Source organism: Mycobacterium montefiorense, assembly GCF_025823255.1.
Lineage (GTDB): Bacteria > Actinomycetota > Actinomycetes > Mycobacteriales > Mycobacteriaceae > Mycobacterium > Mycobacterium montefiorense.
Genome location: NZ_JACKVL010000012.1, coordinates 393,267 through 418,426 on the forward strand (window position 1 = coordinate 393,267; position 25,160 = coordinate 418,426).

Below are 25,160 nucleotides of genomic sequence, written 5' to 3' on the forward strand. Positions count from 1 at the left end.
AGACCGTGACCCTTAATCCGCGCACCCCTCGATACCGCATCAGCGGTTTGCGGTGATGACGCGAAAAGCATGCGGTCAAGTATGCGTTAGCTTGCTGTGAAGCCCCCAATCGAGACGGCCTGGAATAGGCCACTGTGGCCCTTCTCACCCCCGGGATTCGGCCGAATCGCCGACGGTAATCTGCCCGTTACCAGCATGTTTTGGCTACGATGCGACGAGCTTCGGACCCGAAGACGTTGCGGGTAGGTCTCAGGGGGAAAACATAACTGTCGAGATCGATCCCAAACCGTCACCAGACGGACACAATGCCGATCCAAAGCCGCCTGAGCACGGCTTACGCCGAATCTGGCAGCGAATCCCACCAGGCCTACGGACGGTGTTGCCCCTGGCGGTGTTGGTGGGTGTCGTCGTGGTTGGCTTCTATAACTGGGTGCGGCCGTCGGGGGATGATTGGTCGCGGCTGCCGGACCGACTCGTTTGCCAGGTGCAGTCCGGAACTGTCCCGCCACCCGCGACAAACGTGGCCTCGGTCGGTGTCAGCCATCCCCGGGCCAACGTGCTAGCGCTCGCGGTCCGCTTCGCCGAACCGTTGCCGGCCTCGTCGGCCTACCAACTGACCTACCGTCTCGCCAATAACGGCACCGCGTTCGCCGTGCTGAACCAGCGGCCGGGCAGCGACGACCTGACGATCCGCGGCCTCCCACCCAACGGCTCCAAGATCCGCACGGACCTCGGCAGCCAAGCCAGCCGCACAGCACCCGACACCGTCGAGATGACGCTGGACCTATCGAAATTCGGCATTGACAACGAGTTCGTGACCCCGGCGCTCACAGTTTCATCTGAGCTCGGCGGGCCGGCTGACGAGCCGGTGACTTACGCGTTGCAGATCTGTCATGGTTGACGAAAGCTGTTGTGGCCGAACGGCTAACGGACCTTTACCAGGTCCTCGCCGGAATAGTAGAAGATGGGAAGATTCGACCCGGTGATGATTTCCGCAAGGTACACACCGACCGGTTCAACCTCGTAGTAGTAGTGGGCGTAGCCGTCCTTGTCCAATGCCGTCGCACACGTCAGGCCCGGTGCACCGCACCTCTGTTTGGTCGGCATCGCGAGCATTGCGATCACCAGCATTACGACGATTCCGACCAAGACGGGGGCTTTTTTCACTTTGGGCCTCGTTTGCACCGAGTTCGTCATCGAAGGAGTGTAAGCGCAACATCGAGCAATCTCGGGGAAGTAAGGTCTCACAGCTATGACGCGTGCAATCCCTGAGAACCCGCCGCCGTCGCAAACTCGGGTTGAGGTGCTGGGCAACATCGGGCCCAACTGGTTCGCCTCGGTAATGGGCACCGGCATCGTCGCGATCGGCGGTGCCACGCTACCGATCCACGTGTTGGGGCTGCGCGCATTCGCCGAAGTGGTCTGGGGCATCGCCGCCGCGCTGCTCGTGGTGCTGATCGTCCTGGTCGGTGGTCATTGGCTACGCCACCCGACGGTGGCGCGCGGCCACGCCCGTAATCCGCAGATGGCGCATTTCTACGGGGCCGCGCCGATGGCGCTGATGACCGTCGGTGGCGGAGCGATCGTGGTCGGCAGGGACCTGATCGGCGAGCGCATCGCCGTCGATCTGGACTGGGTGCTGTGGACAGCGGGCAGCTTGGGCGGGCTGTTCACCGCGGTCAGCATTCCGTTTCTGATGTTCACCCAGCACGCCGTCGAACCCGATGCCGCCTTCGGCGGGTGGCTGATGCCCGTGGTTCCGCCGATGGTGTCGGCCGCGATGGGTGCCCTACTGCTTTCGCATATGGAGGCGGGCACCGGCCGCCAGACCATGCTCTACGGTTGCTATGCGATGTTCGGGTTGTCGTTGCTGGCGTCGTTGAACATCGTCGCGATGATCTGGAGCCGGCTGGTACTGTACGGCACCTCCGGCACCGCGCGGGTGCCGACACTGTGGATCGTGCTGGGCCCCCTTGGCCAATCCATCACGGCCGCAGGGCTTCTCGGTGCGGTCGCGAAGCTGGCCGTCGAGCATGACGTGGCCGAGGAAATGAACGCGTTCGCAATTCTGTACGGGGTGCCGGTATGGGGCTTCGCCGTGTTGTGGATCGCGCTTGCCACCTCACTCACGGTGCGTACCTTGCGTCATGGGATGCCGTTTGCTCTGACATGGTGGAGCCTGACATTCCCGGTGGGCACCTTCGTGACCGGAACATCGCAACTCGCCGCACACACGCACCTGCCCGCCTTCAAGGTGGCCGCTGCCATCGCTTACTCCGGCCTGCTCTTCACCTGGTTGTTGGTGGCCATCCGCACGGCGCGGGGCAGCCTGCGCGGCAATCTGCTGAAGCTGCCGCCGAGCAGCGCACCGATCAAGGCCAGCAAGGAGCACGTGTCCTGACCGACGAAGCGCCACGGTGCGAGATGCGCCCGTATCTGACGAACAAATATTAGGTTATCGTCGGACCATCCCCACCGGAGGTCGACGATGGACCCGGCGATGGATTCTTCATGTCCCGCAACATCGCCAACAGCTACTTGGTGACGACGGCCGACGGTAACCTGTTGATCAAACCGGCGTGAGAGTCGACCGGAACTCTACGCGCCGTCGGTAGTTAGCGGGTGAAGCTTTCCGATCTTGCTGGAAAATGCTGACGCGTGCGTAAATACAAGGCGCCCAACGTTTTGCAACTATGCCGGCGACGTGTGGCCGGACAGCGTTTTAATACACCGGCTCGGCGGGTAGGCAAGGCTGAACCGATCCGAGGGAACCGTCAAGCGCGGACATAAGACTCGGCTCGTCAAGGAATGGAGGTAGCGCATGCGCGCTGAAGAAGGCGACGAATCGGTCGAGGATTACGCCCGAGAAGGAAAGCAAACGCACGACAAGATCAAGGAAGTCCAGCGACCGGGAAGCCCCTTGGGGCGTGTCGTGGCGCGGTTCGCCAAGTTCTTTCGCGGCGAACATGATTCCCCAGGTGGCACCGGCTGAGCGAGGTCGTCTTACGATCTTCTGATGACGACGGCTCCTGAACAGTTCTCCACCTCAGGGATGGGCGGTGTTCGCATCGTCGCCGACCGCCAGGGCGATCCGCTTTCGCGGGCCGTCGTGTTCTTGCACGGCGGCGGGCAGACCCGGCGCTCATGGGGCCGGGCGGCCGCGGCGGTCGCCAAACGCGGCTGGCAAGCCGTCACGATCGATTTGCGGGGCCATGGCGAATCCGACTGGTCCAGCGAAGGCGACTACCGCGTGGTCAGCTTTGCCGCCGACGTCCAAGAAGTGCTGCGCGGCCTGCCCGAAAAGCCGGTGCTGGTGGGCGCCTCGCTGGGCGGATTCACATCGATGCTGCTGGCCGGGGAGATCTCACCCGGCATCGCCAGTGCCGCCGTTCTCGTCGATATCGTGCCCGACATGGAGCAATCCGGGGCGAATCGCATTCACAATTTCATGGCCGACCGGGTGGAATCCGGATTCGGCTCACTCGAAGAAGTTGCCGATGCGATCGCCGAATACAACCCGCACCGGCCCCGGCCAACCGATCTGGATGGCCTGACCACTAACCTGCGTCGCCGCGGGGATCGCTGGTATTGGCACTGGGACCCCCAATTCATCAGTGGCACTGCGGCGTTTCCGCCATTTGAGGTCACCGATGCCGATCGCATGCACACCGCCGTCGAGGCGATTCTGCGCAGCGGTGTGCCGATTCTGCTGATTCGTGGCCAAGTGAGCGACCTAGTCAGCCAGGAGCGCGCCGACGAATTTCTCGCACGCTTTCCTCAGGTCGAGTTCACCGACGTCCGCGGTGCCGGACACATGGTGGCCGGCGATCGAAACGACGTCTTCGCGGGCGCCGTTCTGGATTTCTTGTCCCGCCGCGTCGACGGGGGCTAACGCCGGGCTGTTTTGCGAACTGAGCCTAGGTCGTTGTGTTTACCTTGGCCTTTTCCCTAATATTTGTTCCGATGGACCACAGCCGGCGTCGAAGCGTTGGCGCAACCGAACGGAACAGCCGATGACGACCGACGTCGAATTGCGCGACCGGGTGGCCCGCCTCGAGGCACGAGCCGAGATCTTCGACTGTGTGCAGCGCTACGCGCGGGGGATCGACCGACGTGACCGGACGCTGTTGCGGTCGGTCTATCACGACGACGCGGTCGACGATTACATCGGATTTGTGGGCCCTGCAGAGGATTTCATCGACTGGGCGTTCGCCTACCACTCCACGCAGACGCGGCATCAGCACTATCTGCTCAACCACACGTCGGAAGTCGACGGCGACGAGGCGCACGCCGAGACCTACTACCTGTTCGTCGGGACAGACTTCGAACCGGCCAACCACATGACCGTCTCCGGCGGCCGCTACATCGACCGCCTCGAGCGACGTGACGGCCGCTGGGCGATCGTGGACCGGGTGTGTATCGCCGAGTGGATCGTCGACTCGACGAATCTGATCAGCGAGGAAGTCGTCGCGATGCTCACCGGCGTCAAGGGCGCCGCGCGCGACCGCAGCGACCCCTCCTACACCCGCCCGCTGAAGGCGGCGCGGGCCAGCACAGACACCACAGCATTCCGTTCGCCGCTCTGACCTGCGTCAAGCCGCACACGGGCTGGTAGCATCCTGGCCCGACAAAGGAGAGCGGCGTGGGTATAGCGCGGTTGCGGGGGTTGGGCCTGTTCGTCGCCGTGGCGACGGTGGCGACGGTGTTTGCGAATACGGCTGCGGCTGACGTGCCGCCGACGCCGGGCGTGCAGGTCGATGATGAAAGTGGCCGGTGCACGGCGGGTTTCGCGGCGCAGGGCAACGATGGCGACTACTACTTGCTGACCAGTGGGCACTGCTGCGCGCACGACGGGTCGGTTTGGACTTACGGCGAGAGCGTCCCGCTCGGGACCATCACCGCCAGTGAGAAAGAAGGCGACAAGCGCGACGCCGCGATGATCCGGCTGGTGCCCGCCGTCGGCGCGCCCGCCGGTGGTGTCGGGGCCAAGCCGGTTCGAGATGTGTTGGGCCGCAACCAGATTAAGATGGGCATGCCGTTCTGTAAGTTGGGTGCGGTCACGGCGGAGACCTGCGGCACCATCACCGGCATCGACGGCAACGTGGTCGAAGCCAGCGTCTTCAGTCTGAATGGCGACAGTGGCAGTCCCGGCTACGTGGTGAACGAGGACGGCACCGTCAGTGCCGTCGGCATCCTGATGTCCTCGCCGGACGGTGACGACAACACCACGTACTTCACTCTGGTGCAGCCGTTGCTGGGCAAGTGGGGAATACACATTCTGCCCTGACGCACGCTCAGCAAAGGCCGCGTCAGAGCGGTGGTTTCGTCGTGGTGGGTATTGGGTACAAGCCGCTGCGGTGTCTTGCCTACGAATGGGCGGGGACCGGTAGGGTCCGTAGGCGTTGACAGAGGCGAACGCGAAGGTAGCGGCACCAGCAGCACGAAGGAGTGGGCGCTGAAACGTGGGATCGTGATCGGCGCGGCAGGCGTGGCAATGGTGGTCGCAAGCTGTGTCGGCTGTTCGAGCAACAAGTCCAATACCGGTGCGTCGAGCACGGCCGCAGCGCCGTCGGGCCCGCAGGTCATCGTGGACGGCCAAAAGCAGAACGTGACTGGTGCGGTCACGTGCACCCCGGCCGGGGACAACATCAATATCGGAATCGGCGACGCCAGCGCCGGTGTCGGCGCGGTAATCAGCAACGGCAATCCGCCGATCGTTCATGCGGTCGGACTGGGCAACGTCAACGGCATCGCGTTCGGTTTCTCCGATGCCGCGCCGAACCAAGGCAGCAATGCCGGAGCCGCGGTGGACGGCAAGAACTACGCCATCAAGGGCACCGCGACAGGTACCGACATGAGCAATCCGCAGCAGCCGCAGGCAGTAACCAAGCCGTTCGAGCTGGACGTGACCTGCCCGTAGCGCGGGCCAACCAGACATCATCGGGGTCCAAGCCCCAGAGGGGACGCAGCTATGTCTTCCAGGAAGCGTGTTAGCGCGGTGGCGGTCGCGGCGGGGCTCAGCATCTCCGCGTTGATGTTGAGCCAGGGGTTGGCCAACTCGGCCCCGCTCGACCCACCGCCGTGCCCGAACGGCAGCTGCCACGGTGGGCCGGGTGGACCGCACAGCCCGCAGGCACCGGAGACCACCGCGCCCCCGCAGACCAGCGCCGCGCCCGCAACGACTGCCGCGCCCACAACCACGGCCGCACCGCAGACGACGGCCGCGCCGCAGACCACTGAGCAACAGAGCCCGCAGACCACCGCGCCGCAAACCACGGCGTCGCAGAGCGCGCCCACCACGACCGCGCCCGCCACGCAGACCACGACTCCTCCGGTCACCCAAACGACCGCGCCGGCCACGCAGACCACGACTCCGCCGGCCACCCAAACGACGACGCCGGCCGAACAGACCACCACGGCGCCGAGTGCGCAAACCACGACGCCGGCCGGCAGCCAAACGACGTCGCCGTCCGGACAGCGGCCCACCCGGGCGCTGGTGGCGCCGAGCACCCAACCGCCGCACGAGCCCTACCAGCCGCGCGGCACCTACCTGACGGCCAGCGCCGACGTCGGCGGTCCGATGGACTCGAACGTCGGTTTCAGCATTGTCGGCCACGGTGCGCCGCCTCCGCCGCCGCCACGGGGCTGGGGCTGGAACGACGGCCCGCCTCCGGGCCACCCGCCGCCACACTGGCAAGGCCCGCCGCCTCCGGGTGGCTGGAACGGGCCGCCGCCTGCGGGTGGCTGGAACCGTCCATGGGCCGGGCCGCCGCGTGACGTGGCTTATGCGCGTGCCGACTTCGGGCCGTTCGCCTACAACACCTTCACCGTCGTCCCGGTCTTCAACTGGCAGTTCGGCGGTTGGGGTTACTGGTTCTTCGGTGTGTGGGTCCCGCTTTACTGACGGCAACAGAGACATTCCTTAGTTGGAAAGACAATTCGTCAGGCTGGGCCGCGACGACGGCGTGGTCGTCGTCGAGTTGATCAATTCCAAGACGCTCAACATCTTGGGTAGCGCCGCTATCGAGGAGCTGACCGACGCCTTCGGCACGATCAGCCAGGACAGTGACGTCCGTGTCGTGGTGCTACGTGGGGCGGGTGAGAAGGCGTTCATCGGTGGAGCCGACATCAACGAGATGGCCGCCCTGGACCGATCCACCGGCGAGGTTTTCATCCGCCGGCTCGCGGGCTTGTGTGAGGCGATCCGCGACTGCCCTGTTCCTGTCATCGCCCGCCTTGCGGGTTGGTGTCTCGGCGGCGGCTTGGAAGTCGCGATCTCGTGTGATCTGCGAATCGCGGAGTCGGGGGCCAAATTTGGAATGCCGGAAGTGGCCGTCGGAATCCCATCGGTGATTCATTCGGCCCTGTTGCCGGCGCTGATCGGGGCGTCGCATTCGGCTTGGCTGTTACTCACCGGTGAAACGATCGATGCCGAGACGGCGGCCGGCTGGGGGCTGGTGCACGAGGTCGTCACAACTCAGGAACTCGACGGTCGCATCGCCGAACTCACCACGAGGCTCGGTGGATTCGGCACGTCGGCGGTTCGGCAGCAAAAGCGCCTACTCAACAAGTGGTTCGACATGACCGTTCACGGGGCGATCGAGGACAGCATCGAGCAGTTCGGTCTGTCGTTCCTGACGGGGGAGCCGCAGCAACACATGCGGGCGTTCCTGTCCCGTAAGAGCGGCGAAAGTTAGTCTCGGCAGCCCCTGACCGTTGCTCGGAAGCCAACACTCTGGGCCGTGTTGCGCTCAGCGCCGCCGCCGCAGAGGATTGGGAACATCACTAAGACCAGTAGCGTCCGTCTATGGCGTAGGGGGCTGAGGTGCCTGTTCGCATAGATGAGGCCGCGCTGGGCGAGCTGACGGCGCCCCAGTTCTTGGATCCGCGGGCCACTAGTTCGGAACTGCATACGCATCTGCGCAGCCTCATCATTACCGGAAGTATCCCTCCTGGAACTGAATTGAATCAGGCTGAGCTTGCGCGGCGGTTCAAGATCAGCCGAATACCGATTCGCGAAGCGTTAAAAATGCTGCAACAAGAAGGGTTGGTTGACGTCCAACGGAACCAACGGGCGGTAGTTCGGGACTTGGAAGCGAGCGAGGTCGATCAGCTCTACGGGGTTCGAATTGCACTCGAGTCTCTGGGCGCTCGGATCACTGCGGGCCGGTTGACGCCTGAGGAAGCAAAGGACGCCAAACGCTGCCTGCGTCAGATGCGATCCGCAAAGCGCGATGGCAAAATGCTCAGTTGGATACCGCTGCACCGACATTTTCATAGTTTGTGCACGGCGCGTGCTGGCGAGCCTCTCGCGCGCATTATTCTGTCCTACTCCGAGCGAAGCGAACGCTATCTGCGGTTCGCGCAGCAAACGCATCCCGACGCCTTTGAGGTCGCCGAGCAGGAACATATCCGAATCCTTGACGCACTTATCGCAGGGCAGCCCGATCACGCTGGTTCGCTAATGGCACAGCACCTGGCCAGCACGGCGTTGCGAGTGTTAGCCGACTTGGATGGCAACGTCGAAGGCCTTTCGGTTCAGGAAGCATTGAACATGGCCTGCCGAGGGCGGCAGGACGTGTGAAGGGCCCAACGGACGTAGCGGCGCAGCACCTCGCGCAAGGTAAGCATCTGTTGTGACTTCGGCCAAAATCCTTGGCGGTCAACGCTTCTACTCGGCTATGACCGCTGAGTGTAGAAATCTGAACCGTAGGCTCTGTCTCGACTCAATGGCATCCCGGTGTGGCCCACTTCGTCCACTCCTCGAGTCGATTGTGGTAAACCGACGCCACGAACGCCAGCATGCCGGGCCCACGCTAGGTCCTATACGTTGCAGTCCGGCGTGGTCAACGGAGATGCTTGCTCATATGTGCACCCTGCGGTGCGCCATCGGGGCGATCTAATGCAACATTTTTGTGTCGCTTGGCTTTTCGCCGCCAGCACAGTGCTTCTGTGACTCACTCCTCAAGCTGCGCACGGCATGTCGACAATGTGGTTTTCACAGCGGCGCAATAGTCAGCGCTCATCACCCTTATCAACTGCTCCTCTTCGACGGGCATCTGGGCGCCGGGCGCGTAAGTAAGCGCGAACTTAAACCGAAGCTGCAAGTGCTCAGGGCCATCGAGAATTTCGTTGGTTATTACGCCGAGCACGGGGCCTTTGAGTCGGGTGAAGATCACGCGGTTGGGCGGGTCGAGGTCCACCCGTTCGACATAAACTTCACCCTGAATGACGACCGCGCGATCGAATGAGGTGGGGGTGTATTCCCGTACGATCTTGCAGCTGGTGATGGCGGCGACGTAAGGCACCGCGTCGCGCGCTTTCCGCTCGAGACCGCGCCACACGTCATGTCGATCGAGCGGCTTCGCACCGAGCGGATTGGCGAGCACTGTTTGTTCGGCGAATTGCATTCGGATCCTCCTCGTGTGGTTTGTGTTTCGGTCGGTAGTTCTTGACCCGACCATCCGGTCGGCGCCTATGCGTCGATCGATAATGTGTATTCACTTTGTCGCGTCGGTCGGCGATTGTCAACGCCGCCCCTCCGCAAACTGAGTCGGAACAGGCCGAGTCGCCAAATACGTTCTAGCGCAGCATAATTGAAGTGACAACTGCGGTTTGCAAAGAGCTTGATGCTGTCTAGCCGGTGGTGGAGTCGTGTGCGGTCTGCCGCTGCTGACGGGGGAGCCGCAGCAACACATGCGCTGCGGTCCCGTGAGAGCGGCAAAAAGCTAGTCTCGACATCCGCCGACCGCGTGCATGCGCGGCCGGGGTTGTTGCGGCGCCAGCTAGGTAAAACTAAGGTAAGCCTAAACTTAGGGACGCGAAGCCTCGCGCGCGACAACAACGGGAGCGATCATGACTTCTCAACCGGAATTCTCGCTGGTCGTCGGCTTCGGCAGTGACATGGGCAATGCCGAAGACGCCGCCATGTCGTTCGCCGAAGCAGCCGAGGAATCTCTCGGTGTCAGCGCCACGGCTATCGAACTCAACCAGATCGAACTGGCTGATCTGCAATCCGCGTCCCACTTCATCGTCGTGTGTTCGACGTGGGGCGAGGGCGAGTTCCCGGACAACGCCTCCTTGTTCTGGGAGGCGATCAACGCCGGCGGCGCCGAGCGGCTCGAACATTTGAGGTTCGCGGTGCTTGCTCTCGGCGACACGGGATACGAGCTGTTCTGCAACGCTGGGCGCCTGCTTGACGAGCGGCTGGAGGCCCTGGGCGGCATCCGGCTGGTGGAACGTGTCGACGTCGACGGCGTCTATACCCAGGCGGCCGAGGCGTGGACGGACGATCTGGTCAAGCTGCTGTCCGCCGACCACACCGAACCCGCCCCCGCGGCTGTCATCAGCGCACCGGAGCCACGTGCGGCCGACACCGCTGAGCCGGCACGCCGGGATCGCAGTCATCCGCTTTTCGAAGCCCGAATCGCGGTCAACCGACTGCTCACCACGACCGAGTCAGACAAGGAGGTCCGCCACTATGAGATGGACCTCTTCGGATCCGGGATCGCCTACCGCACAGGCGATTCAATCGCCGTGCATGCCAGCAACGATCCACTTCTCGTCGACGAGATCCTGAGCCAGCTCGGTGTGGGGCCCGAACACGCGGTGGCCGGCTATGACGAGCGGCTCGGCACGCTGCTCGCCGAACACCTCGAGATCCGGACACCGTCGCGAGCGCTGCAGAGCCTGGTCGCCTCCCGAACCCCGGGCGCGGCAAGCGCGCCGGGCGGCGACATCGTTGCCGCACCGGGCTCGTGGTGGTACGGCAAGGACGTGCTCGATCTGATCAGGCTGGGCGAGCTGACTGTCGATGAAGTCGTCGACACCCTGCGTCCTCTTCAGTCGCGCGACTATTCGATCGCCTCGAGCCCGCTGGTGTATCCCGACCACGTGCACCTTACGGTGGCGACGGTGCGCTATACGGTCGGCGATCGTCGGCATGGCGGCGTGGCCTCGACGTTCCTGGCGGAGCGTGGTGAGGCGGTACGGGTACAGCTGCGCCCCAATCATTCGTTTCGGCTGCCGGCGGCCGACGTGCCGATCATCATGATCGGCCCCGGTACCGGCATCGCGCCGTTCCGTGGCTTTTTGCAGGAACGACAGGCCGTCGGCGCATCCGGTCGCTCGTGGCTGTTTTTCGGGGATCGGCGGCGCCGCTGCGATTTCCTCTACGACGACGAGCTCGGTGCCTTCATCCGCTGCGGCACGCTGACCCGACTTGACCTGGCTTTCTCCCGCGATGGAGCGGTCGGCGACCCGAAACAGTATGTTCAGCAACGTATGTGGGAGAACTCAGCGGAGATCTTTCGCTGGCTGCAAGACGGCGCTTATGTATACGTGTGCGGTGATGCCGAGCGAATGGCCAAGGATGTCGATGTGGCACTGCGCGGCATCGTGGCCCGCCGCGGCGGGATGGACGACGCCGCCGCGCACGCGTATGTCAACGACTTAATGAAGAACCACCGCTATCTGCGCGATGTCTACTAACTAGTCGCCGCTGATCGCTTGGATGCGGGCACCCAGCACCTCGGTCCACTCGGCGAGGTAGGGATCGTCGGCGACCTGTGCCTGCGGCTGGTGAAACAGGTTGGTGGCAAAGCGCGCGCCGAGGATACCGTTGACGCCGAGCGCCGCCAAAACCGTGGCCTGTTCCCGGGTCATTACGGGCGCCCAGACGGTAATCCACTCTGCCAGTTCGGAATTAAGAGTTTCGACAAGCGCGGCGTAGGCGGTATCGAGGCGAGCGGAGCGGCCCGCCGAGGTGCGAACCGCGATCTGCAGCAGCTCGATTTCGTCGTCGACAACCGAGAGCAGATAGCGACCAAGGACGGTCAACTCGGCGTGCATGTCGCCCAGGCCCGCGAAAAGGCTGCGGATATCGCGCATGGCCCGGCGGCGGTCCAGCTGGCGATCGATGCCGGCGTTCAGTAGCTCTTCTTTGGATTTGAAGTGGTGATACAGGGCTCCCGAGCCGGCCGCCAGTCCGGCGGCGGCCTCGATTTGGGAGACGCTGGTGGCGTCGAATCCCTTGGCGCTGAAAAGCCGCATCGCCTCGCCGACCAGCCGGTCCCGTGTTGACGTGGGTGCCGTCATTGACGCCTCCAAAGTGATCACTTACCTTGTACAAGGTACCACTTACTAGGCAGGGTTTGGTGAGAGGCCAGATGCCGCATCAGGACAGCCCGCTCCCGCAGGGTCGGGTCCGCCGCACCATGCCGTTGGTGGGCTTCACCGCGAGGGCCGCCGGGGACCGACTCGTCGCGGGATTGCGCCGACGAGCGGGCGAAGACGACGCCGTCGAACGCTTTCACGAGCGCACTGCCGAGCGCTACTCCGAATTACTCGGGCACTCCAAGGGTGTGCTGATGAAGCTCGGCCAGATCATGTCGATGATCGACAGCCGTGCCGTCGGCACCGGTGGGTTCTGGCCCTATCAGCAAGCCATGAGCCGGCTGCATGCCGACGCTCCGCCGATGCATCCCGCGCTGGTTCGGGAACTCCTCGATGCCGAACTCGGTTCAGCAGTCCACCAATTCGGTGAGTTCGCCGACGAGCCGATGGCCGCGGCATCGATCGGTCAGGTGCACCGGGCGGTGCTGCGTAACGGCCGTCATGTGGCCGTGAAAATTCAGTATCCCGGTGTGGCCCAAGCTATCCGCGAGGATCTGGCCAACACCGAGTTGCTGGTGACGTTCCTTCGTTTCTTGACCTCGGCGTCGGGAATGAAGCCGGACTTTCGTTCGGTGGCGCGGGAGGCGGCGGCGCGGATTTCCGAAGAGGTGGACTATCGGCATGAGGCGACCGTCATCGCGACGTTCGCCGAGCTCTATCGGGGTCACCCATTCATCCGAGTGCCCGACGTCATTCCCGAGGCATCCAGCGACCGCGTCTTGACGATGAGCTACCTCGACGGGATGGACTGGGCGCAAGCGCAACGAGCCGATCAGGATCTCAAGAACAGCTGGGCCGAGACCATCCTTCGCTTCAGCCAAGGCAATTTCCGGCACGCGAACTTGTTGCACGCCGACCCGCACCCCGGCAACTATCGCTTCAACAACGACGGCACCGTCGGTTTCGTGGACTTCGGCTGCGTCAAGGTCCTGCCCGAACGACAGCGTTGGCTCTGGGTCGCGATGACCCGTGCCGTCATCGAGCGACGCAAACACGACTACCGCGAGCTCATGGTGCGGGCCGGCTTCCTGGCCGCCGACTCGGATTTGACCGCCGAGGAGCTATATCGGTGGCAGTCGGAGATGCTCTACGAAGTCATCGCGGCACCCCAGCCGGCGACCTACACACCCGAGACCACGGCGCGCACCCTTCGCGGCTTATTCGGCCTCGGCGACGCCGACCATCCACTGAATCGCATGAACTCGCCCGACGACTACGTCTTCGGCCCGCGCCTCCAGCTCGCCGTCTTAAGCGTGTGCGCCGGCCTGGGCGCCACGGCACCGGCCCGAGCCATCATCGACGACATGGACGGGGTAGCCGAGCCGAGCACTGAAATAGGCAAGCTGCACCATGCCTGGGTCCGCGAGCGCCGACTACCGTCGGCATTGGACCACCATGACCACCCCTGACATCGCGGCGACGGCGCGGCTGCCGTGGGATCCGGCCGACCCCTTCTCCCACTACGAGAGCCGACGCCGTGAGGGCGACGTGGTCTGGGACCACGGGATGTCGGCGTGGCTAGTCCTCGGCTATCACTGTGCGCAACAGATCCTCTCCGAACCCGGCTGGACGAGCAGCCCGCTGGCGAACCCCAAGTCGCGGGATGTCTTTCGTGCCGTAGATCGAGATATCTTGCGCAGCAATATCTTATTCACTGATGACGTGGATCATCAGCGACTGCGCGATTCGGTCCGCGACGTCTTCACCCGTTCCTTCATCGCCGGTCTCCGCGAGGGCATCGAAGCGATCGCCACGGAAGCGATCGACCGCATACCCACCGGAGTCGAGTTCGACTTCATGACCGAAATCGCATCACCACTACCGATCGCCGTCGTCGCGGCCTGGCTGGGCCTCGATGTCGACGCGGCACGATTGGTCGGTGAGGTATCTCCGGCCATCAGCGCAATGGTCAGTGACATCGCAGACACCAGCGCCGTCGATGCCGGAACAGCGGCGTTCGCGGCTTTGCTCGCCGAGCTTCTCCCAAGGGCGGCCGACCGCCGTACCCACAGCCGCGACGACCTACTCGGGTTTATCGCCGCCGACCCGAGCCTCGAATTAGGCGACGTCGTCACCACGGCGGCGATCATCGCCGTGGCCGGACACGAAACAACAGCAAACCTGTTGGGCTCGGCGATGATTCGCCTCCTGAAGCCCGGGCCCACCGGTGTTCGTCCCGCCGACGCGATCGAGACCATCGACGACCGCCTTGTCGACGAGTTGCTGCGGCTCGACGGACCCGTACAAGCTGTGGGGCGCACCGCCACGCGTGACCAGATCGTGGGCGGCGTTGCCATCCACGCGGGGGAGCTGGTCTTCGCCGTCATCGGTGCCGCCAACCGCGATCCGGAGGTATTCAGCTGGCCCAGAAGACTTCAGGTAGCTCGCCCCGGACCGGCACCGCTGACATTCGGCTACGGATCGCACTATTGCCTCGGCGCAGCGCTCGCCCACCTTGAAATTGCGGTGGCGCTGCAACACGTGCTGGCGCGACGGCCGGCACTGTGTGGCGAGCCGAAATGGCGGGACACTCCCGCCATCCGTGGGCCCGCGAGCCTGATGATTGCCTTCAAAGACAGTCAATAACCCACTTACCGGGCATGAACAGCCGTCGTGCGAATCAATCATGTTGGCTTGCAGAGTAATCAAGGCACACGGTGGTGCCGTCAGGGCGAGAGTCGATGGTGCAGTGGTCTGCCAAGGCATGCATCAACATGATGCCGCGGGACGCACGGGGGTCGTGGGGTTGGCGCGGCGAGCGCCGATTCCAACTTCCGCGATCGCTGACGCACACGCTGAGGGTCTGCGCGGCCGGGTCGTAGCCGGCCCGCAGTGTCATATGCCGATCGTGTCTTGAGCGCGGTACGCGTGTTCGACGCAGTTGGCGAGCGCCTCGTTGACGCCGAGGATGATGTCCTCGCCGACCTCCGCCGACGCCTGCGGCACCTCTTGAAGCCAGCTCTGCAGGGTATGGCGCAACTTGTACGCAGTAGTGGCGTCGGCTGCGCCCCCGCAACGTAGCGGGCCCGGTGCGGTCGAATCTGTTTGAAGCTCCACACTCATAAGCTTTCGCATACCCCGTCGATCCTGGAAAAAACCAGGGCCGCGTATCGCTTCAGCGACAGATCATCACACGCCGCGAAACCTGCTGGCAGGCAAAGCTAGCGGCGTGACGGTAGCCGCACGATCTGGACAAAGAAGTTGTCGATCTGCCGAATGGCGGCCATGTACCGATCGAGGTCGACAGGCTTGGTGACGTAGGCATTGGCATGCAGGTTGTAGCTGCGCAAGACGTCCTCTTGTAACGACGACGTGGTGAGCACCACGACCGGGATGTCTTGCAGTTCAGGGTCTGATTTGATGGTTTCCAAGACGTGGCGGCCGTCGAATTTGGGTAGATTGAGATCCAGCAAAATGAGATCGGGGCGTGGCGCATTGCGGAATTCACCGCGGCGGTAGAGGAAATCCAAGCCCTCTGCGCCATCGCGGGCCACATGGAGCTGGTTGGCGATCTTGTGGTGCTCAAACGCTTCTCGTGTGATCAGTTCATCACCTGGATCGTCTTCGACAAGCAGCACGTCTATCGGATAGGCCGAAGTCATTGCTGGGCTTTACCTTTCGGGCGTGGCGACTCTTGAGGAGTTTGCCGTGAAAAGTGGAGTACCCCTATTCACTAGGCGCCAATCTGACTGTGGCGCTTAGCTACTAGCTGGCAATGGTATCCATCGGCGGGCCCTCACCATGTCCCAAATTGTGGTTAGTCAGGCTGGTGGCGAAGGTTCGGCCATCATGGACGGTCCCGACAATGTCGACTGCGTCATTTACCATGAAATATGAAGTGGCGGTGACGGGGTGGCTGGAACCTCCGGTGACTACGGTGGTGTCAGGGGTAAGGAAGTAGGTTTGGATGTACCCGCTGGCGCTGATCGCGGTTACCGAGTCCGCGGACACCGCGATCAGGATTCCCTCCTGACTCACCGGCTGGGGAGCCGCCGCCGCAGGTATCGCTGAAGTCACATGCTCAGGTGCCGTTGGCTTTTCGGTGTCGATCACCCATGCTGCGAAGCTCGCCGCACACAGAATGGAAATGGGGGCGGCGCCGTAGACGAGTGATCGGCGTTGGCTGCGCGATCCGGCCAGTCGGTGTTTGGCCCGCACAATTAATCCCCTCTTTTCCCAACCTGGAACCGACGGGCCCGGGGCCCACCGAGTCAGCGGCATTAGGGGGAGTTACCCGACGCGCCGTGCGGGTAAACTCGGCGCTATGCCCAAGGCGTGGATCGATCAGCTCGCGTTGAGCGTCGGACAGTCGTCGTAGCGAGCGGCATCGATGTATGCGTCGGCGCGCTCTGCTGCTTCGTCGTAACCTAGCCCGGTCAGCTCGGAATTGTTCGCATTTTCCGCAGTGTTCACGATCTGGCGGCGTGACCAACCCTGCGCCAGGGCGGCGCATATGGTCTTTTCCGTCTGGTTGCGATGGTTGGGCCAGTCGGGAAGGAAGATGACGGCGTCGGCGTGAGCCGTAGCGATTGCGTCGGGCATTGCGGCCAGCGGAATCATCAGCGCCAACGCAGAAAGCAACTTCTTCATGGCGGGCCATGCTATGGGCGTTAACCGAGAGTTAACTGTGTTGTCACTGTGTGGGTGTTTGGCGAATCACGCTGCCTCAAGACGTAGTTCAGCCAACTAACCAGCGTTTGCTGCCCGCCCCACAAGCCATGACTGGCGCGGCGTCGTTTCGCTTGGGCCCGGTGGGTTCTGCGGAGTCAAAGGTGTGGTGTGGCCAGCGGAAATGCCACCATGCATGCCGCCGCCGTGCGCTGGTGCTGACTCGGACTTGTCACAATGTCGTGACACTCGCAAACTGGATGATGTGCGCGACCGCGAGACCATCGAGTCAGAATTGCGGCGGATCGCTGCCCAGGGTGGTCAGCCCTCGTCTCGAGAGGCCGACCGACTGCTCGACGAGCTGCTGGCCCACAGTGCGGGGATCGCTCACCGGGGCCCGGTTTCGGCGGGTGAAGTCGTGTTCGTCCCCGACGCCTGGTTGCGCGACAACAAGACAGCGAAAACCACGCCTCGCGGGCGTCCGGCCGCGCGGCGCCGCTGGAGCCTGTTCGCGGCGTTGCCGTTATCTCTGGTAGCTGTGTTCGCAGCGGTGGTGGTGATGTTCGGGGCGCACCACCAGAGTTCGCCCGAGCAGCCCGCGCAAACCCCGCCGTCGGCCGCGCCGCCCAAGCCGGTTGCGCCGAAACCGCCCGCTCCCCGGATTGACATGGCCGACATGGCTTTGATCGGCGCGCTGAAGCACGAAGGCGTACCGGTTCCCAGCCAGGAATACGTGATGGCCCAAGGACACGCAGTCTGCGATTTCCTGGCACATCAACACAATTTCGCGGATGCGGTGGCATTCGTGCAGCGATCGTCGATTTGGGACGCCGATCAAAGCGCCGACGTCACCGCGGGTGCCGTCGTTGCGTACTGCCCGCAGTCACAACCCTCCATGACGGACGAGTCGCAGCCGGCGTATCAGAACACCCTTTCCGATCTGCAGGCCATCGAAGGAAAACTGCAAGGCATCCAAGACGATCTGCACGGTATCCAGGGAGGTCTGGACGGCCTCCCCGGCCACCCGTGAACCCGATCATCAGGGCTTGAGCCCCCTGTCAGGATTGAACTGACGACCGCTCGCTTACAAGGCGAGTGCTCTACCACTGAGCTAAGGAGGCCGGGTAAATCGGCTGCCAGCCTAACGGGTCACGAGTCGCTGTCGATGATGCGCTGTGAGGTCACCGGACGCGACACGGAGCGCCGGCGTCCGGGTAGCGGGATGCGTTCGGCGATGCTGCTCAACGGGTTGACCACCATGGTGAGTGCCGTGACGGCATCCTGCAGAGTCGCGATGGCGGGCTCTAGCGCCTCCATTCCGGGTGTCAACCGCGCCAGGGTGTCGGCAACGTCGGCGAGCTGATCCAACGGACCGTGCTTGGCGGTGAGCTTGTCGATCAGACCACCTTCGGCAAGCAGCCGGTCCGCCAAACCATCCTCGGCCAGCACCCGTTCGATCAGCCCATCCTCGGACAGCAGCTGATCGGCCAGCCCGCCCGGCTGCAGCGCGCGCTTCAGGCCGCCGCCGTCGGCGGTCAGGCGGTCGACCAGACCGTCCTCCGACATCAACAGGTCGACCACGCCGCCCGGGCGTAGTAGCCGGTCGAGCGGCCCGTCGGCCGCCATCGCGCGTCCCAGCGGCGCGTCGTCGTCCATCATTCTGGCCAGGCGGTTGGCCCGATTGATCGTGTCGTCGAGCCCGAGCATGGTAGTGACGGCGTTGGTACGCGTTTGTCCGCCCTCGCCCAACGATCGCTTCGCCACCCCGACTGCCGCGCTCGCGAGGTTCAGGCTCGCTTCCGCAGCCGCAAGGCCGACCCGCGCGGGCGTCGTCGCGACGGCAACCATGCTTTTGGCGAGATCCATAGCCCGAGTCTATGCACGACGCGCCCCCGGAAAACCGGGACCAGTCCAAGCTGATGCGATGATTCCTGGCAGACTACTAGCAGAGTCTTGTTACCGAGCTCCCAGGTTTTACACAATGACTGCAAAGCAAACGTTCAACCAAGGGCGGATATAGGCGGATGACAGCGGCAAGCCAAGGCGAAACCAGACCGGAGGCGCGTGTCCTCGTTGTTGACGACGAAGTCAATATCGTCGAGTTGCTCTCCGTGAGTCTGAAGTTCCAGGGATTCGAGGTCGCCACGGCTACCAACGGGGCACAAGCTCTGGACCGCGCGCGTGAAGCGCGGCCCGACGCGGTGATCCTGGACGTGATGATGCCCGGGATGGACGGCTTCGGGGTGCTGCGCCGACTGCGTGCCGATGGCATCGACGCCCCGGCCTTGTTCCTGACGGCCCGCGACTCCCTGCAGGACAAGATCCTCGGCCTGACGTTGGGCGGCGACGACTACGTGACGAAGCCGTTCAGCCTGGAGGAGGTCGTCGCACGGCTGCGGGTCATCTTGCGGCGGGCCGGCAAGGGGAGCACCGAAACGCACAACGCCCGCCTGACGTTCGCTGACATCGAGTTGGACGAAGAGACCCATGAAGTGTGGAAGGCCGGCGAACCAGTGTCGTTGTCGCCCACTGAATTCACGCTGCTGCGTTACTTCGTGATCAACGCGGGCACGGTATTGAGCAAGCCGAAAATCCTCGACCACGTGTGGCGCTACGACTTCGGTGGCGACGTGAACGTCGTCGAGTCCTATGTGTCGTATCTTCGTCGCAAGATCGATACTGGGGACAAGCGGCTGCTGCACACTCTGCGCGGGGTGGGCTATGTTCTGCGGGAGCCGCGCTGAGCACGCACTCGGCAACTCGGCGAAAGTAGTAATCGGTGGCGACGAAAACGGAAACAGCCACCCAGGTTCGGCGTGGACTGCCCCTGAGGGTGGGGCTGGTCGCGGCTACCCTGGTCTTGGTGGCCTGCGGTCTGGCGGCCTCGGGCATCATGGTCGCTTCGATCCTGCGACACAGTCTGATCAGCCGAATCGACCAGACGCTGCTGGAGGCATCCCGCGGCTGGGCCTTGGCGCCGCGGCGGCAGTTGACGGCGCCCTCCTACGAAGGCCCGGACCCGGGCCGGCCGCCGTCGAAGTACTACGTGCGCGGCGTCGGCACCGACGGCAAACCGTTCACGGCGATCAACGACCGCAACGCCGAACCGGCGCTGCCACCCGACAACGACGTCGGCCCCAACCCGACGACCCTGCCCTCAATCCACGGCTCCGACATCCAGTGGCGCGCGGTGACGGTACGCGGGCCAAATGGCTTGACAACCGTCGCGATAGACCTGTCTGACGTCCAGCACACGGTGCGGTCACTGGTGTGGTTGCAGTTCGGCATCGGGGTTGCGGTGCTGGTCGTGGTTGGGATCGCGGGCTTCGCGGTGGTACACCGCAGCCTGCGGCCGCTGATCGAGGTCGAACAGACTGCTGCCGCGATCGCGGCGGGGCAACTGGATCGTCGTCTCCCAGAACGTGATCCCCGAACCGAAGTGGGCCGACTTTCGTTGGCGCTCAACGGAATGCTCACCCAGATTCAGCAAGCGGTGGCGTCCTCGGAGTCCTCGGCCGAGACGGCCCGCGGCTCGGAGGACCGGATGCGCCGGTTCATCACAGACGCCAGCCACGAATTGCGCACCCCGCTGACCACCATTCGCGGGTTCGCCGAACTGTATCGGCAGGGCGCGGCGCGCGACGTAGCGATGCTGCTATCGCGCATCGAAAGCGAAGCCAGCCGGATGGGCTTGCTGGTCGACGACTTGCTGCTGTTGGCGCGGCTCGACGTGCAACGCCCGCTGGATCACTATCGCGTCGACTTGCTGGCGCTAGCCAGCGACGCCGTGCACGACGGGCAGGCGATCGACCCCAAGCGATCCATCACGATGGAGGTTCTCGACGGCCCCGGCACCCCCGAGGTGCTCGGTGACGAGCCCCGGATCCGTCAGGTGCTGAGCAACCTGGTGGCCAATGCTTTGCAGCACACCCCGGTAACCGCGGACGTCATCGTCCGGGTCGGCACCTCGGGTGACGACGCGGTGGTCGAAGTCGCCGACAAGGGCCCTGGCATGAGTCAGCAGGGTGCGTCACGGGTGTTCGAGCGGTTCTATCGCACCGACTCGTCCCGCGCCCGGGCCAGCGGTGGTACCGGACTGGGGCTGTCCATCGTCGACTCGTTGGTGCAGGCGCATGGCGGCAACGTGACCGTGCGCACCGCACCGGGGGAGGGCTGCTGCTTTCGCGTCAGCCTGCCGCGCGTCAGTGACGTACCCGCCCAGGTCGGCTGAGGCCTACGCCAGCTGCTCCAGCGCCGCCTTGATCCTGGCCTGCGCTTGATCGAGCGACTCCGCCGACGGGTTGCGGTCGACGTTGGCGAATCCGAAGTCGCTCAGGCTGCGGGTGGGGAACACGTGGACATGCAAGTGCGGCACTTCCAGCCCGGCGATGATCAGGCCGGCACGTTCGGCGTGGAAGGCCCTGCACACGGCCTTGCCGATCAGCTGGCTCACCGACATCACGCGACCGAACGCTGCGCTGTCGACGGCTTGCCACTGATCGATCTCGGCGCGCGGCACCACCAGCGTGTGCCCTTGCGTCATTGGCTCAATCGTCAGGAATGCGACGACGTCGTCGTCCTCATAAACGAATCGGCCGGGTAGTTCACGGTTAATGATCTTGGTGAAGATCGACGCCATGACCCCAGCATAGGTTCGGCGATCGGACGACCCGGAGTCAGTCCTGCTGGCCGAACTCCATGACGTCGAGGTTCCAGTACCCACGCATGTTGGTGATCAGGCCCGCTTCGTTGACCTTGTAGGTGAACACGCCGCGCACCTTGCTGGTGATGCCGCCCTCAAACTTGCTCTGCAGCACCAGAATATGAGCAATCTCGTCGGGTGTGCTCGACGGGAAGGTCTCCTCACAGGTGATCGTCAGCTGGTTCTTGGCGATGTTGCTGTCGAAGAACTCGCCGACGGCCGCCTTGCCGCGCACACCGGTTCCGTCCGGGTTGGTGACGGACTTACCGATCGGGTCCTCGATGACAACGTCGTCGGTCATCAGTGCCAGCCAGCCGTCCCGGTCTTTGCCTTGGGCGCAGCGCCACGACGACCGCGACGCGGTCAGTGCCGGGGATTGGGCGGTTTGGGTCATGGTGCTCTTCTCCTGTCACTAGATCGCGCACGCGGCCCGTGCGCCTTCCTCTGTTGCCTTACGAATGAGTCCCAGGCCGCTGCAATCGCCGGCGGCGTGTACGTCCGCGCCGGGCAAGGCGGCTTTGAGCGTGTCGAACAGCGCGGTGTTGGGTTCGACCGATCCGGCGATCACGACGCTGTCGGCGGGCAGCTCTCGAGATGTTCCACCGGCGGGCGTGAACGCGACGGCCGCCGTCGTGATGCAATCGACAGCGGCACGGACGTGGACCGTGACGCCGAGGCGGTCGAGCCGGTCCATGTGTTCGGTCTTACGTTTGTTGCCCACTTCCGGGGCGATGTCCTTGCTGCCCTCGATGATCGACACCAGCCGGTCCCGGCTCGCCAGAAACTCGGCGAGTTCCAGGGCGACCAGGTCGCCGCCGATGATGGCGACCTGCCGGCCGACCGGCATCCAGGCACGGGTGGCAAGCCGGACCACGGCGGGATGAATCAGCCGCTGCCGCCAGCCCGCCAACAGCGAGGCGCCCAACCGCTGCCAGACAGGATCGGTGGATTCGGCGTGGCCGCCGAGCAACTCACGCAATCCCGGCCCGGTGTGCACGTGTGGCAGGTTGGCTCCTGCAATCGTAGGAACCGCGACGTGGCCGCCGGTGGCCACCACCACCGCGTCGGGCGCGTGCGCTGCGACATCTTCAGCCGAAACAGGATGGCCCAGATAGACTTTGGCGCTGCTCAGTTTGATCTCGTCGCGCAGGTAGCTCAGGAACGGCTGGTTTTCCGGATGCAGCATGCAGGCGAATCGCATCGCGCCGCCGAGTTGGCCGGCGCGTTCGAAAAGCGTGACGCGGTGGCCCCGCTCGGCAGCCACCCGGGCGGCCTCCAGGCCTGCCGGCCCGCCGCCGATCACCACGACACGCTTGGCGCGCCCGGCGCGGGGCGCCGCCAGTTCGCGCTCCTTGCCGGTGCGCGGGTTGACGGCGCAGTCGACGGAGAAGCGCTGTTCCATTGCATCGATGCAGTTTTCGCAGGAGATGCATTTGCGGACCCGGTGCGCCTGACCAGATTGCAGTTTGTGCGGCAGGTCGGGATCGGCCAGCAGCGGACGCCCCATTGCGATGAAGTCCGCCCGTCCGTCGGCCAGGATCTGTTCGGCCCGGGAGGGGTCATGGATTCGGCCGACGGCGATCACCGGCACGTCGACCACCTGCTTGACCGCGGCGGCGGCGCCGACGTTGAGTGCGTCGCCGTCGTCGGCGGCATTGACCATCCCGGTGACCAGTCGATCGATCACCCCGCCGCTGACGTGGAAAGCGTTCACCCCGGCGGCGACGAGTTCGGGTGCCATTCGGGCGGTTTCGTAGATCGGACGGCCGCCCGCGACGCGTTCGTACCCGGAGATGCGCAGGGTGATCGGCAGCGCCTCGCCGACCTCGGACCGAATTGCGGCCAGCGCCTCCAGTACCGCTTGCAGCCGGCCCCGCGTCGAGTCGCCCCGGTAGTCGTCGGTACGCCGATTACGTTGCGGGGCAAGGAAAGAGCCAAGCAGCATGTAGCCGTGTGCGGCATGCAGCTCGATACCGTCGTAGCCGGCTTCGGCGGCGCGGCGCACCGCGGCCCTGAACAAGTCGAAAACCTCGCACAGCTGTTGGCGGCTGATCTCATTCGATGGACGGCCGGTGAGATACGACGGGATCACCGACGGCCCCAACGACGTGACGCCGAAGATCTCCGGGCCTAGGCCATCGGGACCGGCATGCACGATCTGAGGCTGGATCTTGGCGCCGTGTTCGTGCACGACCTCCACCAGCGCCCGATGGGCGTCCACCGCCTCATCGGTCCCAAGGTGCAGCCCACCTGGAGTCTCGGGATGGCGATGGTCAACTCCGGTGGCGCCCAATGTGATCAGCCCAACCCCACCACGGGCGCGCGCGGCGAAGTAGTCGCGGGTGCGCTGCGAGGGCATCCCATCCGGGGTGCCATACATCGTCTCCATCGGAGACATGACGACCCGATTGCGCACCGCCATGGCGCCGATTCGTCCCGGCGCCAAGAGGTGCGGAAAGCTGGTCACTCAGGACCGGTCGGGTTACCGATCGGCGTCGGTGAACCGGATGACGCCGCGAATGTTCTTGCCGTCCAGCATGTCCTGGTAGCCGTCGTTGATCTGCTCCAGTTTGTACTGGGTGGTGACCATGTCGTCCAGGTTGAGCTTGCCGGCCTTGTACATCGACAGCAGCTGCGGAATGTCGTACTGCGGATTGCCGCCGCCGAAGATGGTGCCCTGCAGGTTCTTCTGCATCAGGGTCAGCATCGCCAGGTTCAGGTTCACGTTGGTGTCCAGCAGGCTGCCGATGGCGGTCAGCACGCAGGTGCCGCCCTTTTGGGTGATGTTGAGGTAGTTGTCGACGTCGGCGCCATGCAGCTCACCGACGGTGACTACCACCTTGTGGGCCATCAGGCCGTAGGTGACCTCCATGATGCCCATCAGCGCGGCGTCGATGTCCGGGTAGACGTGCGTGGCGCCGAACTTCAGCGCCTGGTCGCGCTTCCACTCCACCGGGTCGATCGCGAAGATGTAGCGGGCGCCCGCATTGACCGCGCCCTGCAAAGCGGCCATGCCGACCCCGCCGACGCCCACGATCGCGACGTCCTGCCCCGGCCGGATATCCGCGGTGCGGACCGCGGAGCCATACCCGGTGGTGACACCACAACCCACCAGGGCAGCCACCTCGAAGGGGACCGACGGGTCGATCTTCACCACCGAGGCGCGGTGCACGACCATGTACGGCGAGAAGGTGCCCAGCAGCGTCATCGGGAAGACGTTCTGCCCGCGGGCCTGGATACGGAAGGTGCCGTCGCTAACCGCCTGGCCGCCCAGCAGGCCGGCGCCCAGGTCACACAGGTTGCTCATGCCCGACTGGCACGTCGGACACTGCCCACAGGACGGGATGAACGACAGCACCACGTGATCGCCCGGGGCGAGGTCTTCCACGCCCGGGCCAACCTCGGTGATGATGCCGGCGCCCTCGTGGCCGCCGAGTACCGGGAAGCCCGCCATCGGGATGCCACCGGTAACTAGATGGTGGTCCGAATGGCACATCCCGGCCGCTTCCATCTGGATCTTGACTTCATCCTTGGCCGGGTCGCCGATCTCGATTTCCTCGATCGACCACGGCTGGTTGAATTCCCAGATCAGCGCGCCTTTTGTCTTCATGAAGGACCTCCACTAACGTGCCCAGACCCGAATACCGGTGAAAGGGACCGGCCACGGCCGGATGCA

Annotated in this window: 26 protein-coding genes, 1 tRNA gene and 2 pseudogenes; 16 read left to right on the plus strand and 13 right to left on the minus strand. The window is 64.2% G+C overall.

Annotation, left to right across the window (positions count from 1 at the left end; genetic code table 11):
* Positions 1-376: 376 nt before the first annotated feature.
* On the plus strand, positions 377-901 hold the full coding sequence (locus H7K34_RS11520) for a hypothetical protein (protein ID WP_264062019.1): 525 nt from the start codon (positions 377-379) through the stop codon (positions 899-901).
* Positions 902-924: 23 nt separating this feature from the next.
* On the opposite strand, the gene H7K34_RS11525 is transcribed toward H7K34_RS11520, so the two are convergent.
* Positions 925-1,131, minus strand: a complete 207-nt coding sequence (locus H7K34_RS11525) for a hypothetical protein (RefSeq protein ID WP_372510766.1) — start codon at positions 1,129-1,131, stop codon at positions 925-927.
* 121 nt (positions 1,132-1,252) lie between these two features.
* Here H7K34_RS11525 and H7K34_RS11530 point away from each other — a divergent pair, with 121 nt between their 5' ends.
* From H7K34_RS11530 to H7K34_RS11570, 9 genes are all read left to right on the plus strand, one after another.
* A complete protein-coding gene (locus tag H7K34_RS11530; RefSeq protein WP_264062021.1) occupies positions 1,253-2,401 on the plus strand; it encodes a TDT family transporter in 1,149 nt (382 codons plus the stop codon).
* Between the two features lie 420 nt (positions 2,402-2,821).
* Positions 2,822-2,992: a hypothetical protein gene (locus tag H7K34_RS11535; RefSeq protein ID WP_264062022.1), complete on the plus strand. Its 171-nt coding sequence runs from the start codon at positions 2,822-2,824 to the stop codon at positions 2,990-2,992.
* 24 nt (positions 2,993-3,016) lie between these two features.
* Entirely contained in the window at positions 3,017-3,892 is an 876-nt protein-coding gene (locus H7K34_RS11540; protein WP_264062023.1) for an alpha/beta fold hydrolase, read from the plus strand.
* Positions 3,893-4,013: 121 nt separating this feature from the next.
* Positions 4,014-4,586, plus strand: a complete 573-nt coding sequence (locus H7K34_RS11545; RefSeq protein WP_264062024.1) for a nuclear transport factor 2 family protein — start codon at positions 4,014-4,016, stop codon at positions 4,584-4,586.
* A 56-nt stretch (positions 4,587-4,642) separates the two neighbouring features.
* Entirely contained in the window at positions 4,643-5,287 is a 645-nt protein-coding gene (locus tag H7K34_RS11550) for a S1 family peptidase (protein WP_264062025.1), read from the plus strand.
* 168 nt (positions 5,288-5,455) lie between these two features.
* A complete protein-coding gene (locus tag H7K34_RS11555; protein ID WP_264062444.1) occupies positions 5,456-5,920 on the plus strand; it encodes a lipoprotein LpqH in 465 nt (154 codons plus the stop codon).
* 51 nt (positions 5,921-5,971) lie between these two features.
* Positions 5,972-6,904 (plus strand): MAP_0585 family protein, encoded by a 933-nt coding sequence (locus tag H7K34_RS11560; protein ID WP_264062026.1) that lies wholly within the window; start codon positions 5,972-5,974, stop codon positions 6,902-6,904.
* A gap of 22 nt (positions 6,905-6,926) precedes the next feature.
* Complete coding sequence (locus H7K34_RS11565) at positions 6,927-7,697, plus strand: enoyl-CoA hydratase (protein WP_264062027.1); 771 nt, start codon at positions 6,927-6,929, stop codon at positions 7,695-7,697.
* 128 nt (positions 7,698-7,825) lie between these two features.
* Positions 7,826-8,584 (plus strand): GntR family transcriptional regulator, encoded by a 759-nt coding sequence (locus tag H7K34_RS11570; protein WP_264062028.1) that lies wholly within the window; start codon positions 7,826-7,828, stop codon positions 8,582-8,584.
* Positions 8,585-8,957: 373 nt separating this feature from the next.
* Here the strand turns inward: H7K34_RS11570 and H7K34_RS11575 are convergent, their stop codons facing one another.
* Positions 8,958-9,410: an SRPBCC family protein gene (locus H7K34_RS11575; protein WP_264062030.1), complete on the minus strand. Its 453-nt coding sequence runs from the start codon at positions 9,408-9,410 to the stop codon at positions 8,958-8,960.
* Positions 9,411-9,855: 445 nt separating this feature from the next.
* Here H7K34_RS11575 and H7K34_RS11580 point away from each other — a divergent pair, with 445 nt between their 5' ends.
* Positions 9,856-11,490 (plus strand): diflavin oxidoreductase, encoded by a 1,635-nt coding sequence (locus H7K34_RS11580; RefSeq protein WP_264062031.1) that lies wholly within the window; start codon positions 9,856-9,858, stop codon positions 11,488-11,490.
* Here H7K34_RS11580 and H7K34_RS11585 read toward each other — a convergent pair whose 3' ends face one another.
* Positions 11,491-12,096: a TetR/AcrR family transcriptional regulator gene (locus H7K34_RS11585; RefSeq protein WP_264062032.1), complete on the minus strand. Its 606-nt coding sequence runs from the start codon at positions 12,094-12,096 to the stop codon at positions 11,491-11,493.
* Between the two features lie 71 nt (positions 12,097-12,167).
* On the opposite strand from H7K34_RS11585, the gene H7K34_RS11590 reads away from it, so the two are divergent.
* Both H7K34_RS11590 and H7K34_RS11595 read left to right on the plus strand, forming a co-directional pair.
* Entirely contained in the window at positions 12,168-13,583 is a 1,416-nt protein-coding gene (locus H7K34_RS11590; protein ID WP_264062445.1) for an ABC1 kinase family protein, read from the plus strand.
* Positions 13,570-14,760 carry a cytochrome P450 gene (locus H7K34_RS11595; RefSeq protein WP_264062033.1) on the plus strand — a complete coding sequence of 397 codons (1,191 nt, stop codon included), beginning with the start codon at positions 13,570-13,572 and terminating at the stop codon, positions 14,758-14,760. The genes H7K34_RS11590 and H7K34_RS11595 overlap by 14 nt, the downstream gene beginning before the upstream one ends.
* A 34-nt stretch (positions 14,761-14,794) precedes the next feature.
* Here the strand turns inward: H7K34_RS11595 and H7K34_RS11600 are convergent.
* The 4 genes and pseudogenes from H7K34_RS11600 to H7K34_RS11615 all read right to left on the minus strand — a co-directional run bounded on the left by H7K34_RS11600 (position 14,795) and on the right by H7K34_RS11615 (position 16,764).
* Positions 14,795-15,237 (minus strand): annotated as a pseudogene (locus H7K34_RS11600) (ATP-binding protein).
* A 98-nt stretch (positions 15,238-15,335) separates the two neighbouring features.
* The gene (locus tag H7K34_RS11605) at positions 15,336-15,776 is read right to left on the minus strand and encodes a response regulator (RefSeq protein ID WP_108920425.1); all 441 of its coding nucleotides are present in this window, start codon (positions 15,774-15,776) and stop codon (positions 15,336-15,338) included.
* Positions 15,777-15,879: 103 nt separating this feature from the next.
* Positions 15,880-16,332, minus strand: a complete 453-nt coding sequence (locus H7K34_RS11610; RefSeq protein WP_264062034.1) for a hypothetical protein — start codon at positions 16,330-16,332, stop codon at positions 15,880-15,882.
* 126 nt (positions 16,333-16,458) lie between these two features.
* A complete protein-coding gene (locus H7K34_RS11615; protein WP_264062035.1) occupies positions 16,459-16,764 on the minus strand; it encodes a hypothetical protein in 306 nt (101 codons plus the stop codon).
* 283 nt (positions 16,765-17,047) lie between these two features.
* Here H7K34_RS11615 and H7K34_RS11620 point away from each other — a divergent pair, with 283 nt between their 5' ends.
* The gene (locus H7K34_RS11620; protein ID WP_264062036.1) at positions 17,048-17,812 is read left to right on the plus strand and encodes a DUF732 domain-containing protein; all 765 of its coding nucleotides are present in this window, start codon (positions 17,048-17,050) and stop codon (positions 17,810-17,812) included.
* A gap of 19 nt (positions 17,813-17,831) precedes the next feature.
* Here the strand turns inward: H7K34_RS11620 and H7K34_RS11625 are convergent.
* Both H7K34_RS11625 and H7K34_RS11630 read right to left on the minus strand, forming a co-directional pair.
* Positions 17,832-17,903, minus strand: a tRNA-Thr gene (locus tag H7K34_RS11625).
* Between the two features lie 28 nt (positions 17,904-17,931).
* Positions 17,932-18,648: a hypothetical protein gene (locus tag H7K34_RS11630; RefSeq protein ID WP_264062037.1), complete on the minus strand. Its 717-nt coding sequence runs from the start codon at positions 18,646-18,648 to the stop codon at positions 17,932-17,934.
* Positions 18,649-18,806: 158 nt separating this feature from the next.
* Between H7K34_RS11630 and H7K34_RS11635 the strand changes: the two genes are divergently transcribed.
* Together H7K34_RS11635 and H7K34_RS11640 are read left to right on the plus strand one after the other, a co-directional pair.
* Positions 18,807-19,526, plus strand: coding sequence for a response regulator transcription factor (locus H7K34_RS11635; protein WP_264062038.1), 720 nt, complete (start codon positions 18,807-18,809; stop codon positions 19,524-19,526).
* Between the two features lie 35 nt (positions 19,527-19,561).
* Positions 19,562-21,045 (plus strand): annotated as a pseudogene (locus H7K34_RS11640) (sensor histidine kinase).
* On the opposite strand, the gene H7K34_RS11645 reads toward H7K34_RS11640, so the two are convergent.
* From H7K34_RS11645 to H7K34_RS11660, 4 genes are read right to left on the minus strand one after another with little or no spacing between them, the layout of a single operon-like run.
* On the minus strand, positions 21,017-21,421 hold the full coding sequence (locus H7K34_RS11645) for an HIT family protein (RefSeq protein ID WP_264062040.1): 405 nt from the start codon (positions 21,419-21,421) through the stop codon (positions 21,017-21,019). The pseudogene H7K34_RS11640 and the gene H7K34_RS11645 overlap by 29 nt on opposite strands.
* A 37-nt stretch (positions 21,422-21,458) precedes the next feature.
* Positions 21,459-21,878, minus strand: coding sequence for a ketosteroid isomerase family protein (locus tag H7K34_RS11650; RefSeq protein ID WP_264062041.1), 420 nt, complete (start codon positions 21,876-21,878; stop codon positions 21,459-21,461).
* An 18-nt stretch (positions 21,879-21,896) separates the two neighbouring features.
* Positions 21,897-23,951, minus strand: coding sequence for an FAD-dependent oxidoreductase (locus H7K34_RS11655; protein ID WP_264062042.1), 2,055 nt, complete (start codon positions 23,949-23,951; stop codon positions 21,897-21,899).
* A gap of 15 nt (positions 23,952-23,966) precedes the next feature.
* Positions 23,967-25,094 carry an NDMA-dependent alcohol dehydrogenase gene (locus H7K34_RS11660; protein WP_264062043.1) on the minus strand — a complete coding sequence of 376 codons (1,128 nt, stop codon included), beginning with the start codon at positions 25,092-25,094 and terminating at the stop codon, positions 23,967-23,969.
* Positions 25,095-25,160 lie beyond the last annotated feature (66 nt).